The organism is Streptomyces sp. NBC_01471, from assembly GCF_041438865.1.
Classification (GTDB): Bacteria; Actinomycetota; Actinomycetes; order Streptomycetales; family Streptomycetaceae; genus Streptomyces.
On sequence record NZ_CP109450.1, the window covers coordinates 7192644 to 7205965 of the forward strand.

16 protein-coding genes and 1 pseudogene are annotated in these 13322 nt (G+C 68.3%); 16 read left to right on the forward strand and 1 reads right to left on the reverse strand.

Annotated features, from left to right (window positions below; all coding sequences use genetic code 11):
- Positions 1-31 precede the first annotated feature (31 nt).
- The 6 genes from OG285_RS32430 (at position 32) to OG285_RS32455 (ending at position 5994) form a co-directional block, all read left to right on the forward strand.
- Positions 32-514, forward strand: a complete 483-nt coding sequence (locus tag OG285_RS32430; protein ID WP_371793036.1) for a single-stranded DNA-binding protein — start codon at positions 32-34, stop codon at positions 512-514.
- Positions 515-1105: 591 nt separating this feature from the next.
- Positions 1106-1501 (forward strand): hypothetical protein, encoded by a 396-nt coding sequence (locus tag OG285_RS32435; protein WP_371793037.1) that lies wholly within the window; start codon positions 1106-1108, stop codon positions 1499-1501.
- A 19-nt stretch (positions 1502-1520) separates the two neighbouring features.
- Positions 1521-1925 (forward strand): hypothetical protein, encoded by a 405-nt coding sequence (locus OG285_RS32440; RefSeq protein WP_371793038.1) that lies wholly within the window; start codon positions 1521-1523, stop codon positions 1923-1925.
- Positions 1926-2231: 306 nt separating this feature from the next.
- The gene (locus OG285_RS32445) at positions 2232-2759 is read left to right on the forward strand and encodes a hypothetical protein (RefSeq protein ID WP_371793039.1); all 528 of its coding nucleotides are present in this window, start codon (positions 2232-2234) and stop codon (positions 2757-2759) included.
- 350 nt (positions 2760-3109) lie between these two features.
- Positions 3110-4483, forward strand: coding sequence for a hypothetical protein (locus OG285_RS32450; RefSeq protein WP_371793040.1), 1374 nt, complete (start codon positions 3110-3112; stop codon positions 4481-4483).
- Positions 4484-4845: 362 nt separating this feature from the next.
- On the forward strand, positions 4846-5994 hold the full coding sequence (locus OG285_RS32455) for a hypothetical protein (protein WP_371793041.1): 1149 nt from the start codon (positions 4846-4848) through the stop codon (positions 5992-5994).
- Between the two features lie 204 nt (positions 5995-6198).
- On the opposite strand, the pseudogene OG285_RS32460 reads toward OG285_RS32455, so the two are convergent.
- Positions 6199-6414 (reverse strand): annotated as a pseudogene (locus OG285_RS32460) (hypothetical protein); the annotation flags it as partial.
- 167 nt (positions 6415-6581) lie between these two features.
- On the opposite strand from OG285_RS32460, the gene OG285_RS32465 reads away from it, so the two are divergent.
- The 10 genes from OG285_RS32465 to OG285_RS32510 all read left to right on the forward strand — a co-directional run bounded on the left by OG285_RS32465 (position 6582) and on the right by OG285_RS32510 (position 13273).
- Entirely contained in the window at positions 6582-7283 is a 702-nt protein-coding gene (locus OG285_RS32465) for a hypothetical protein (protein ID WP_371793042.1), read from the forward strand.
- A 137-nt stretch (positions 7284-7420) separates the two neighbouring features.
- Positions 7421-7543, forward strand: coding sequence for a hypothetical protein (locus OG285_RS32470; protein WP_371793043.1), 123 nt, complete (start codon positions 7421-7423; stop codon positions 7541-7543).
- Entirely contained in the window at positions 7543-8016 is a 474-nt protein-coding gene (locus OG285_RS32475) for a hypothetical protein (RefSeq protein WP_371793044.1), read from the forward strand. The genes OG285_RS32470 and OG285_RS32475 overlap by 1 nt, the downstream gene beginning before the upstream one ends.
- Before the next feature lie 104 nt (positions 8017-8120).
- Positions 8121-8513, forward strand: a complete 393-nt coding sequence (locus OG285_RS32480; protein ID WP_371793045.1) for a hypothetical protein — start codon at positions 8121-8123, stop codon at positions 8511-8513.
- Positions 8514-8690: 177 nt separating this feature from the next.
- Positions 8691-8963: a hypothetical protein gene (locus OG285_RS32485; RefSeq protein WP_371793046.1), complete on the forward strand. Its 273-nt coding sequence runs from the start codon at positions 8691-8693 to the stop codon at positions 8961-8963.
- Positions 8960-9385 (forward strand): SLOG family protein, encoded by a 426-nt coding sequence (locus OG285_RS32490; RefSeq protein ID WP_371793047.1) that lies wholly within the window; start codon positions 8960-8962, stop codon positions 9383-9385. Before OG285_RS32485 ends, OG285_RS32490 begins: the two co-directional genes overlap by 4 nt.
- 1000 nt (positions 9386-10385) lie before the next feature.
- Positions 10386-12065: a hypothetical protein gene (locus OG285_RS32495; protein WP_371793048.1), complete on the forward strand. Its 1680-nt coding sequence runs from the start codon at positions 10386-10388 to the stop codon at positions 12063-12065.
- Between the two features lie 323 nt (positions 12066-12388).
- Positions 12389-12634 (forward strand): hypothetical protein, encoded by a 246-nt coding sequence (locus OG285_RS32500; RefSeq protein WP_371793049.1) that lies wholly within the window; start codon positions 12389-12391, stop codon positions 12632-12634.
- The gene (locus tag OG285_RS32505) at positions 12631-12843 is read left to right on the forward strand and encodes a hypothetical protein (RefSeq protein WP_371793050.1); all 213 of its coding nucleotides are present in this window, start codon (positions 12631-12633) and stop codon (positions 12841-12843) included. The genes OG285_RS32500 and OG285_RS32505 overlap by 4 nt, the downstream gene beginning before the upstream one ends.
- A gap of 85 nt (positions 12844-12928) precedes the next feature.
- Positions 12929-13273 (forward strand): hypothetical protein, encoded by a 345-nt coding sequence (locus OG285_RS32510; RefSeq protein WP_371793051.1) that lies wholly within the window; start codon positions 12929-12931, stop codon positions 13271-13273.
- The last annotated feature ends 49 nt before the right edge of the window (positions 13274-13322 follow it).

The following is a 13322-nucleotide window of genomic DNA, read 5'->3' on the forward strand; positions in this document are numbered from 1 at the left end:
GGCGCTGCGCTGTATTCAAGGAGGATCCATCATGTCGAACCCGAACAGCACTGCTTCCGTCATCGGCCGCCTGGCGAACGACCCGAAGGTCTTCGGGAACAAGGACGGTTCCAAGAAGGTCATGCTCACCGTCTTCGCCGACCGCGGCTACACCGACGCCCAGGGCAACCGTATCTCCGACGCCCTTCCGTTCGAGGCTTTCGTCCGCGCCCAGACCCCGGGCACCGGCCCCTTCACGCACGTGCACAAGGGCGATCTGGTCTCCCTCAGCTACGAGCCCCGAATGAACCGCTACACCAAGGACGGTGTGGAGGTCTTCGAGGTGAAGCTCGAGATCCAGAACATCTCCTTTCTGGAGTCCCGCGCGATCACCCAGGCCCGCCTGGCCGGGCGCGTTACCAAGGCCGAGGCCCAGAACCAGAATCTGCAGGCCCAGGCTCCCGTCCCGGTCGCGGCTGCCGCTCCGGCCGTCGCGCACGCCAGCGCCGTGGATGAGCAGCTGCCGTTCGGCTGAGCCAAGCCACCACCGGTGATGGAGCCTGCCCCGTTCGGGCAGCTGCCACAGACTTCTGTACGGAGCGGTTCGAATCAGCAGTGCGCCGACTGATCCTCGGCGTGCGTCAGTGGGCACACCGTACAGACCGACCGCGGAACGGGTTCGATTCCTGAGCGCTGTAGCTGATCTCTGCGGCGCGCCCTGGAGATCTCCGCGGCTCCGGCTTCCCCAGCACCCCGGTGCGCGCTCTGCCTTCGGGCAGCAGCTGCGCCGGGGTGCTGTGTTTTTCTTCTCCGTGGCTCGCCTTGCTCGTCCCGTGAAGGAAGTGAGCACAAGGGATCAGCGGAGCTGATCCGGATCTGGCGTTGAAGAACATCCTCGTCACGTCAGGAGCTGAGCCATGAACTGCCCGAACTGTGCCATCGACATGGCGTCGAACGCCCACGGCGTCCGAGCCGGCAAGAAGGCCAAGAAGGTCACGCACACGTGCTCCGAGTGCGGTTACAGCGAGACTCGCTGAGTAGCAGTTTCTTCTTCCCTTCCCCTCTCTCTTCCACTGCGATCTCGAAGGAGACCGTGTCGATGAATGCGGTTCAGACCATGCCCGGCTTGCCCATCATTCTCATCGTCCTCACCTCCACCCTCGCGACGATGGGACTCGCCTTCCTCCTGCCGGACCTGATCGGACGGAAGCCGAAGGCCAAGACCCACCGCAGCAAGACCGAGCAGCGCGTCCGGCCCGCCGTCGGCAGCTACGTCCTCCTCGCCAGGCCCAGCAGCTACCTCGAATGCGAGTTCGGCGCAGTCCCCGGCAGCATCGGCATCATCGCCCGGCATTCCTGGAACCCCATTGACGACACTGGGGTGTTCGTCCACTGGCTGACGAAGCCTGGCGACCTCGTGCACCCCTTGGAGGCCGCACGCATCTACGGCGTGCGCTGCGAGCTCGACGAGCTCGCCTTCTTCGAACCCATGCCGGCGGCCTACCCCCAGCACAAGCACTGACCAAGGAGCACTGACCATCATGAGTTTCCTCAGCTGCATCGGCTTCATCGAGACCGAAGAACAGGAGCAGGCCCGGCTGGCCCAGGCCTCCGAGGGCTCGATCAACCACTACCTGTCCACCCTGCCCGTGACCATCGAAGGCTGGCCCAAGGACCTGGTCGTCGAGCTGCCCTGGCAGCAGCCGCGCACCGATCAGTCGTACCGCGTCGTCGTGGTGCCGATCGAGTTCCGCAAGGATGTCCTGCCCGAGGGGGTCGAGGCGGAGCCGCTGCCGTGCAAGCGCCACTCCGGCTACTGGACCTGCGCCGTGGTGTTCTCCAACCACCCGAGCTACCCGGTCGGCGGCTACCGCATCGTCGTCCCGGCCGCCGAGCTGGCCCGCGGCCTGAGGGTCGACCTCGCCGGGGTACCGGCCCAGGCCTGACCCCACGAGCGCAACGCATCCGCACCATCAGCCCCCGCAGGGATCAGGCCGTGCGGGGGCTGCCTCGTTCTCGCCTCCCCACTCGGCTGAAGCAGAAAGCAGACGCCATGTCCTGCACCAGAACCTCTCCCGTCCTCCTCGTCCTCGTAGTGCTGCGCACTGTTCCCTGACCCCACGCCCCTCAACACCACCCAGCAGAAAGCGAGTTCCGATATGTACACCGTTGGTGAAGAGCAGAAGATCGACGCCGTCCACCGGCACGCGACCGACCGGCGTGCGGCCCAACCCCAGAGAGGACCAAGGCAGATGAGCACCACCGCCGAGACCCGCACCTGTCTGCACTGCGCCCGCGAAATCGAGTACATCGAGGCCGACGGACAAGGCGCCTGGTACAACTCGTCCAACCGGACCGGGTGCGTGGACGGTGAGCAGCCGCACGCCCCGGAGCCGCTTTGCGGCTCGTGCCAGGACTACGGCCTGATCGAGATCCGCCACGCGTCGACGGACGGCCTGATCGGGCACCGGCCGTGCGACGACCCCGCGTGCACCGACCGGCGCGAGAAGGCCGCAGCGCGGGCGGCCGAGAAGCACACCGGCGAAATGGTGATTGGGTCCGAGGAGTTCGGCCCGCAAGTGTGCGCGAAATGCGGCTGGGGCGGCTACACCCCCGTTCCCGGCCTGTACGCGCAGGGACGGCCGGTCTACGTGTGCACCGCTACCGGCTGCGGCTACAGGGCCGACGTCTCCGCGTTCGAGCTGGGCGACGGTGAGCGCCTGGCCGTGCACGACGGCCGCCTCTACCTCGTCCACCCCTACGACGGCGCCCCGTTCTAAGCATCACAGCTCCCGCCGTAGACGGTGTGCAGCCCGATCGGGTCGGACTGGGGAGCACTCAGACCCACCAGCTACCAACCCCCGGGAGGAACCCCGCATGTCCCGCACCTTCGACACCGTCTCGCCCGCCGTCGGCGACCTCGTCCACCACACCACCGACGAGCCGTGGGACAAGCCCGGCACGATCACTCGCCTTTACGAGGAAGACGGCGACCCCTGGGCCACCGTCGAATGGCCCGCCCCCCGGGAAACGTCGCCTTCGCCAACGACCACGCCCTCGATGAACTCCTGCCGCCAACTGACCCACCACCGATCACGACAGCAACCCGAGAGAGGGACCCGAGAAGATCATGAGCACCGAGCGGACTCAGCCCAAGTACAGCCGGGACGGCAACGGCTACGTCTTCCAGTACCGCTACAAGGGAGCGACCGGCGTGGACACTACACGGTCCGTCCGCGTCGCCAAGATCAACTCATCGGAGTGGCAGGCGTCCGACTACTACAGCGACAACCCCTTCGAGGGCACGGTTGAGGCGACCCGTGCCAAGTCCGCTCACGCGGCGATGGACGCCATCGACAGGGAAGTCGAGGAAGAGAAGGCCATGCTCCAGGTCGCCGCCGAGGAGAAGCCGGCCGACGGCATGGCGAGCACGGCCGTGAACATCCCGGACATCACCGGGCCGTCCCCGCTCGGACCCCACGTCCTCGGCGGCAGCCTGCCGCCGGTCAAGGTCACCCGAACCGTACAACCGGTCCCGGCGCCTCAGGCGAACGTGTTGCCGCACCTGCGCCCTGCCGACCAGGCCCAGCAGGACGAGGCGTGGCGTCGGCGTGAGGCGGTTGAGGGCGCGGTGGTGGGCCGGTGGGAGAACGGCACGAAGGGCAGCCTCCCCAAAGACGCCGACCATAAGGACGTCCGCGCCGCCCTCCGCGTCCTCGGCGGCACCCAGAAGCACCACATGTCGCTGAAGCTGGCGCTCCTGCGCGACGAGTACGACGAGACCGAGCCCTCCACCTACGACGAGAACGAGGCCCGCGGCGCGTGGGTCGTCCCCGCCGGTCAGCCCGGCATGGTGAAGATCTACGCACTCCTCGCAGGCAAGCACACGCGTTTCGCGCACCGCTACCCCCGCCTCTCCAAGGACGCCGCGCATCTCCAGGAAGCGACCTGGACGATGGAGAAGAAGATCTACGCCGACCGGTTCCACGAAGCCGGATGGTTCGTCGAACAGGACCACACCCCTGTGCGTGGTCGCCTGGGCCCCCGACAGCACCGGCGCACCCACAGGCACCACCGTCCGGACCACGAAGCCCGCCGCCGAGACCGGCACCCCGATGCCCGCCGCACCGGCCGAGGCGACGGGCGAGCCGGAGCCGTCACAGGCCGGATCATCGAGCCTGCTGGGCGGCTCGCTGCGCGAGCACGCCTACTCCGGCCACATGCACATCTTCGAGGCCGCCGTACGGCTGGAGGACTTCCGCCGCCACCGCGACCGGCAGTACCTCGCCCCCGCCGCACACATCGCCCGCCACGCCACCGCCACCTTCCACGCCCGCATGGGCGACGGCAGCGAACTCACCTGGGACCTCGTCACCCGCTACCTCGTGGAGATCCGCTCACACTTCTACAGCGCCGACCGCGACAGGTCGTTCGACCCGAACCCGCCGGCCGGGGACATGTTCGCCCGCGAACCCGCGACCCACCTGCCCGACCTGTGCCCTGAAGGCCACAACGCGGTCATGAACGCCGCCCGCCACCTCGACTACGCCGCACAGAAGAAGGACAGCGCGGCGGCCGACTGGGCGGACCGTCAGGCGTGGCTGGCAGCCGACCATTTCCGTGACGCGCTCGCCAACGGAAGCCGGGAAACATGGGTGATGATCTGCCGTTATGCGGCCGAGCTGCACGCCGCCACCCTGGCCGCACGCCGCGAACACCGGCGCGGAACCAGCGACTGCCCCCCGAAACGTGCCGGGGCCGTCACCGGCCTCGGTCTTGGCCCTGCCCGGCCGCCGAAGCGCGCGCAAAAGCAGCCGGGCGGACGCAACTCATGCACGACCGATCATAGGAGAGGATTCCCACGATATGAGCAGCGAGGCCCGCAGCATCGTCCGGGAGATCGTCACTCGGTCTTACACCCGGTACACGCCGACCAACGGCCGTGCGCCGGCGGGCACCGAGTACGGCGTCGACGGCTGGCTGTTCACGCTGCCCGGCGAGACGCTCAACGGGCGCCGGTTCCCACAGAGCACGTATGCCGCCTACCAGGTATCGGAACGCGGGATGCTGTTCTGGCAGATGCGCGAAGTCGGCGGCGAGCGGCGGCAGGTCGGCAGCCACAGCACCACCCGTAAGGGCGCTCTCGCGCTCGCGGTCGGCGCGGTTGCCCACGAGCGGGAGAAGACGGCCGCGACCGTGACGGCCGCGCCGACAACTCGCGACCAGGTTACCCGTGCACACGGCCCCGCGTGGCGTATGGCCGCCGAGGGCGGCGAGCGTTCTCAGGTGTCGGCCACCATGACCGAGAGGCTGGAGCGGATGCGTGCGGGCCAACCCGCCGCCCTGCCGACCGTCGCGGAAATCCGGATGGCGTACCCGCTCGCCGGTGGTGGTGCCACGCTGCGGCTGATGACCGCCGAGGGCAGCACGGCGGAACGCCACATGATCCCGCTCACGGAGCGGGGTGCGGCCGGGCGGGAGAACGACCCCGCCGGGATCTACCTGGACGCCATCACCGACGGCGCGAACACGGAAGGGCTGAAGATCGCCGCCGGGTGGCACCTGATGCGGCTCGGCTTCAACTACGCGCGCGGCGCGGCCTGGGCGCCGTACACCGGCGGCGCGAGCAGCGAGGCGCAGTGGAAGGAATGGGCGCCGATGCTGCCCGAGGGGCATCGGTGGCCGCACACGATACGCGTCGCCATCACGGCGACGGCCGAACACCTCGCCTACATAGACCGCGCGTACGGCCCTGAGCCGGAACTGCCAGACCTTCCGGCCGGTGTGAGCGCGCACCCGTCGGGCCCGCGTTCCTGGCAGATCTGCTACGCCAACCGCCGATTCTGGCAGCTCTCCTACCGGCCCCGGGTGGGCGGCGACGTGTGGACCCTGTACGCCGACCCGGCCCGAACCAAAAGCGAGGCCCACGCCGACAACGCCAGCGAACTCCTCGCCACCATCCCTGCCAGGGACGCCGAAGTACAGGCCCGTGCAGCGGCTCGCAAGGGCAACTGAGACGGGATCCGACTCGATGACAGTCACCACGATCACCGCGGAGCGCAGCCGGTTGGTTCGGCGCCACGCGGCCAACACGCGTCCCAAGGAGACTCGATCCTCCGCCTCGTCTGGGCCTAAATGAGCTCCGGCTCGTCGGCTGGAGTCAGCCCGAACGGTGAGCCGTACTGGCTCAAGCTCAACCCGGAGCGTACGGCCGTACCGCGCCAAGACCTGTCCCGACCCGTGACACGCACGCGCGGTCAGGATTGCCGCCTCGTCGTTGTCGATTTTCTTCGACCACAACGTCGTGCCGACCTCGTCAACCACGGCTGCCCAGTGATGACCCTTGCCAGCATGAACACCAGCCCAGGCAGCACCAGTTCGCTCGCCCCCTGCCCCTCCTCGCTCCGAACAGCGTGCCGTCGGCCCGAGGAACACCCCGCTGTCATCTCCGTAATCAGCGACCGCACATGGCGCGCATATCTCAATCAGCAGCCAGGGCGCCCCGGAGAGCCGGACGGCCACTCCTGGGGAGCGACAGAAGGCAGAAACCCGTCAGCCACATCCGGCCCTCCCGGGCCGACTAACACCTTACGGAGAAACCCGTGACCCAGCTGGAGCCCGAGCCGTACACGTACACCGACGCCGACCTGGACACTCTCGAGATCTGGCCCACCCGCCTTCTCCGCGTCCCCACGGGCAGCGTCTCGATGACCATCACCGAGGGAGGCAGGCGCAGCGCCGTCTACGTCGTCGCCGACCGTGTGGAGGAACTGGTCACCGCGGTCCGGGCCGCCGCCGGGAAGCCAGCCACCGTGTCCTCGGCCACCGACCGGGCCACGCTCCGCGACCGGATCCGCTGCGCCGTATGCGAGGCCGAGGGCTTCGGATGGGATACGGACATGCTGGAGCCGGACGAGTACGGGGAAGTCGCCGATGCGGTGCTGGCCGTACTCCCCGAACCCGTCGAGCAGGCCACCGTGCTGCGGGAAGCTGCTGACGAAGTCCGCCACGTCCTGGAGACGGAGCCCGTCGTAGACCGCACCGCCTTGGAGTACAGGGGGTTAGTCAGCGCCGCACTTATGGCCGACGGGGCGCAGCAGGGCGAGGATCTTGCGTCGGCCGACAATCCGACACCGCTCCGCTGGGGCCTGAACGATGTCCTCTGGGGCGATGACGACACCGTCACCGTCCTGCTGTCAGGACCGGACGGAGAACCGTACGGGCTGGAGTTGACCCCCGACCGGGCCACTGTACTGCGCCAGGACCTGGCCGGCCCTGATGGCCACCACGAGGTGACTCAGTGAGCGCCGGATTGGTCCACACAATCCGATGCGACGCCTTCGTCAACGCCGAGCAGCGCGGCAACGAACGCTTCAGACCCCGTCACGGTCGCCCATCACCGCGAGCTCTGCCCCGATCACACCACCACGGAGACCAGCCGATGACCCAGGCCATTACGGCGGCCAGGGTGACCGTCCCCGATCGGGGTGACGTGCCGGAGGTGATCCCCGGTCAGGTCGCTCTTCAGCTCAGTCCCATGCACCCCAGCCCCTGGAGCCTCTGATGACTCAGCCCACCGCACCCGCCCTCGCCACCAAGCAGATCACCGAACAGCTCATCCAAGATGCCGCGGCTTTCATCGAGAAGCACCGCGCCGACATCTACGGCCAGGACGAAGTGCCCTTCTCAGAGGCGATCTGTCGTCTCTTCGCCAGCCGCAACATGCTCACCAGTCACGACCAGCGCGAAGCAGAACGCGAGCAGCTCAGTACCGAATTCGCCAACTACCGCCAGGCTCACGTGGTCCTGAATCACGTGCCCGTCAAGAAGCATCACGCGGAACTGAAAAGGGCAGCCATGTACATCGCTGCTCTGGAACGTGTCACAGCTGTTCTCCTGTCGCAGATCGACGGTGTCGCCGACTTGGCGGGAGTGAAAAAGACCGCCAAGGGACGCATCTTGCTGGAGCAGTCCATTGCAGCTCGCACTTATGCGGATCAAGCCCACTGCCACTACCGGGCCGACGGCGAGGGGTAGCGCCTCGTACCGCGACGAGCAGTGACACGCGTATGCCCGCACCGGGGTGAATCCGGGGCGGGCACCCCACCACCCCATCACGTCCCGACACCCAGGAGAAGACCGTGACCGATCAACCGCAACCTGCCGACCTCCGCCAGGGCATCGCCGACGCGCTCGCAGACGCCGACGGATGGGTGTGGGCTCAGGGGTTCGACAAAACGAGGAGCCCCAGCTACCAGGACTACCTGCGTCAGGCCGACGCCATGATCGCAGTGCTGCCCGACTTCGGCCCGGCCTACGTGCGGGTCGCCGGCGTCACCGTCGCGGACCGCCTTCTCGGCGGCTTTCCGGCCGATAGCGACCGGGCCGCGCTCCGCGGCCGCTTGGACGCGGCCATCGACGAGGTGTTCACCCGTTGGGAGCGTGGTCTCGGCGAGCAGCGGCCGCAGGACGCAATCTGTGACGCGGTGCTGGCTGTCCTCTCCGCGCCCGCCACCACGGAGACCAGCAGATGAGCCGGCCCAGCCGACTGTGCCCGCCGGAGTTCCGATGAGCGGCGCGCTCCCGGTCTGCCAGTGGTGGGGGCTGCCCGTCTCCGGGACCCCGCCTTGGTGGGACGGGCAACCCCAGTGCCCCGACCCGCACGCCTGCACCCGACGTATCGCGTGCACTCGAAAGAAGGAGCCCCAGGCATGACCGATCTCACCCCGGCCGCCGCGCTCCGCGCCGCCGCGACCGCCCTCCAAGACGTAGCCCCGGACATCACCGGTCCCCTCGCCGGACTCGCCGACCCGGTCGCCGATTGGCTGGACGCGGCAGCGCACGCGCACGACGCGATGGCCAAGGGCGCCGCCAGCGTCTGGCCCGAACCGCACGAAGCCGCCGAGCGCGACGCCTGGGTCGCCAAGCAGACCGACCAGCCCGCACTCACGGTGGCCCGGACGATCCTCGGAGAGCAGCCGTGACCGAGCCGTACCGCATCTTGGTCACGGGATCCCGTGACTGGGCCGACCACGACCTCGTCCGGGACGCCCTCGCCACCGTGACCTATCAGCACGTGCCCGCCGTCATCGTCCACGGGGCGTGCCCGTCCGGCGCTGACGCGATGGCCTCCTGGTGGGTCCGCCGCTACCAGCTCCTCGGCATCACCGAGGAGAAGCATCCTGCGAAGGGTCACCCCACTGAGGACTTCGGGCCGTGGCCAGGAGCGGGCCCGCGCCGCAACCAGCACATGATCTCTCTCGGTGCCGATCTATGCCTGGCGTTCGTCATGCCCTGCCGCAAGGCCAGCTGCACCCGCCCTCAGCCGCATGGTTCGCACGGCACCACCGGCTGTGCAGATCGAGCCGAGCGCGCAGGCATCACCGTCCGGAGGTACACCGCATGACCGACCCAGATCTCCAGCGGTACGACCTGCTCGCGCAACGCGTCTACACCGAGCCCCGCGCCCCGTGTCAGTGCACCTGCCACCATCCGGGCCCCGGCACGGCGGTGGAGGGCTGATGGCGGCCGCGGAGCCGCTCCCCGGCGTCGACCAGTACGTCGACCGGCTCGAGACCGCGCAACGCGCCGGGCTGGCCGTGTACCTGCACACAGTCGCCGACCGGATCCGGGCCACGAATATTGTGTGCTCGCTACTCCGGTGCTCCGGCCGGTGCGTCCCCTTGCAGACCTTCGGGGTCGCGAGCATCCGTGCCGGGGGTTAGCCGTCTTCGGGTACAGAGCGAGCATGGTGCCCTTGAGGAGGAGCACACCTACCGCGGCAGAGGCCAGGCACCGCTGTGCCCTGCCGCCGAACCGGCTCCTGCCCTGCAGCTGCTGCCCACACCTGGTCTACGAGGACTGCGAGCGCTACGCCCACACGTGCGAGTGCGGCACCAGCAGAACCGCCCCCTCCCCGCCCAGCCCGTCGGTGAGCGATGTCCCAACGGCCAGCCCCGCACGGAGTGCTCCGAGAGTGACCCATGCGAGCCCTGCTGGCGGACCAGCAGGAGGAGGGAGACGCGATCGAGGCCGGCATGGGCCTGCGCCGAACCCTGTTCCCACGGCCCCGCCCTCGGTGTACCAAACGGCCGACCGCCCGCCGGTTCCTTGAACACCGCAGAGCCCCCGCCTGCTGAGCATCACGCTCGCTGGGCGGGGGTTTTTCTTTGTCTGAGTATTTTGCACGCTCGGCCCCGGCTTCTCACTCCGAATCAGCCGGGCTGCGCATTCCCTGTCGAAAGGTCTTTTAAATAGCATGGCATCGAATCGACAGGAAATCCAAAATGGTCTGACGGGGGGCGAGTTGGGGGAGAGGGAATCGGATGAGACGTGGGCAGTGCGCTGCAAGGCAGCGCCGGGGGTCTCACTGCCGAATCCATTACATCGTTCCCGGGGAGACCACCATGCCCGAACGCACCGAACACACCCTGCTCTACATCAAGTACGTCGACGACGCCCTTGCCGAGCAGGGTGCCACCGCAGTCGAAGGCGCGATCTCCGGCATCAGCCTGAGGATTCTGGCGCGGGCTCTGCCTGACGGCCGGACGTCCGTCGCCGTCTCGCTCTACAGGCGCGTGCACCGCATGCGCCCCTCGGGCAGGGTATTCCACTACTGGATCTCCGAGAAGCTCACATCGATGGCCCGCACGAAGAAGGACCTCGTCGTTCTGCGCGAGATCGACCGCCGCAATGGCAAATCCACCACCCGCCATGTCTTCTCCGAGACCATGGTCGAGTCCTGGATTCACGGACTGTCCGAGACGCTGCAGAGCTGGATGCGCAGCAGCCCGCAGGCCCGCCGGCTCGAAGGACCGGACCCTGAAGGAGTAGGCAACGCTGTGGACCAGGCGATCGCCGCGATCCGCGAACACATCGGCGAGCTGCCGCGCTGGAACGACCGCTTCCCGCTGCTCAAGGACGGCCGGCAGGCTCGTCCGGCCGCCGCCTACCTGCCCTATCTCGATGCCTACGACCATAAGCAGGTCGCGAAGAACCTCTTCGGCGTGCGCGCCTACCGCCGGCCGCTGGCCCGCGAGGTGGAGCGTCTGGACATCGGCACCCTGAGCTGGTTTGCCATGTTCCGCGGGTTGGTGCCCGTGGACTGGCTCATCGACGCCATGCGCACCACGGAAACAGCAGGCGGCCGCAACTTGATGCGCCAGCCGTCACTCTCATCCCTGCAGCAGCGAGGCATCCGCTCGATCCTGCGCCGGACTCCGCAGCCGGTGCTGCGACGGATCCTGAAGGAGCCCGTCCACCAGGCGCGGCGCACGCTGGCCGATGCAGCCGACTGCACGGCTCACCGTTTGGCCGTCACCCGTGACCTCGACCTCCTTCCGGAGATAATCACTGCCCGCGGGCAGCGCCGCGTCCGCAGCTCCCGTGACCTCGAGCACCTGGTCCGGGACCTGCCCGCAATCGAGCGCTGGCACGACCCCCGGGGCCGCACGGCCCAGCGTGTCATGCAGGAGGAGATCTACGCCCTTCGCGAGATGGAGCACTACAACCGCGAGATCCGGCTGCTTCCCGAGGGCACGGCCCAGGTCGCTGACTGGGACCTCTGGAAGGACGAGGCATTCCGCGTGCAGGCGTTGAGTCTGATCGAGGACCGTCGGCGCGAGCTGATGGCTGCCCGCGATCGTGAGCGCTACGAACGCGAGGAGGCCCGCCGCCTCGAGCGGATCGCGAGGCAGGCCCAGCGCCACCAGTGGGCACTGCAGACGGCCGCACTGCTGGATGGTCGTGAAGCAGCCCCCGGTCTGAGCTTCGTCGTCGCCCGTGATGCCGAGACGCTCTCGCGCTGGGGTGCGATGCTCAACAACTGCATCGGCGCATACTCCGGCGAGCTGGAGCTGGACGTGTTCGCCGCGGTCTGCGAAGCGGACGGCCGTGTGCGTCTGAACGTCCAGATCACGCAGTCGCATGGCGTCGAGCAGATCCTCGGGAAGAATAACTGCGACGCCGTGCGTGAGCTCGGCGAAGCGGCCCAGCAGGTCGTCGACGGGCTGGGAGCCATGGAAGTCGGCTTCCACTCGGATGCTCTGGGCATGGACGGGCTGCGACTGCCCCAGAGGACTCACTGACGCCAAATCTCTGCATGGACCCCGGCCTGGTGTTCCGGCATCAGGCCGGGGCTCTTCTCTTGCTCATCGCGTGCTGGGTCATCCGGCGCGAGCTCCGATCCGGCGCACCTGAACAACTGGCCCCCGCGCGCCAGACACGAACACCTTGTCCCTCCCGTTGCCGACATACCCGACTGGATGCAGGCACTCATCGATCAGTACAAGCCTGATGGGCCCGCCTTCCGCCTCACCTGAACGTCCCTCCACCTCACCCGGTCGTCACTGCCCTGGAACTCGACGCCGGACCAGCACACACATCCCGCCCCGCCTCTGGAAGGACTCTGATGACTACCAATCACCCCGTCGGCTGGACCTGCCCCACTCACCCCTTCGGCCACCAGTGGGCTGCGGACAAGCAGCACTGCACCGGTTGCAATCACGTCCGGCCCGCGAGTGAGGCCGTCCTGTTGATCCTGTCCGGGGCCCGGGGATGCGGCGCGGCTTCGGCCCGGACGCTGCTGGACGCTCTCGTCGCCGAGGAGACCGCTGCGCTGCGCGCCCGGGTTGCCGAGCTGGAGGCGGGTCGGTGAGCACGAAGAAGCCCGGGAAGCCGTGGCGCGTCATCATCACCGGCCCCGACGTGCGGGCCGAGTCCGCGCATACCAGCGAGGACGCCGCCTACAGCCTCATCCGTGCAGCACTCGGCGGTGACAGCCCCGCTGAGGAGGCCCGGGTGGAGCAGTGGTCCGAGGGGCGCTGGTGGCACTTCGAGACCGTGAACGCCGAGGACGTGCCGTGACCACCCGTATCCGTCACCAGGCCGCGCCGAACCCGTCCGGCTGCCGGTGACCGGCTCGCACATTCCCAACTCAAAAGAGGTAGCCGTGACAGACGGACAGAGACTCTCCCTCGGAGAACGCCTCCAACTCGTCTACCAGCGCTTAACCGCGGTACCCCCGGCAACAGGCCCACAGGAAGCCCTCACCCAGCTCGCCGAAACGCTCACCAGCGTCGAAGACGAACACAGCGGAATCCCTGAGGACCCGAACCCCGGGCTCGCCTTCGACGGCCGGATGTACCCGCCCCGCGCGGACTACACCACCGAAGAAGCGGACGGCACGCTGGTGGCAGTCACCAAAGGCAACGTGATCCACGCGAAACCGGACGGGGCACTGATCATCACCAGCAGGCGGACCGGCGAAACGGTCTACCAGCGCCCCGGCGCCTAGACCAACCGCCCGCCCCGGCCACCAGTCGGGGCGGGCACCCTTCCGTCAC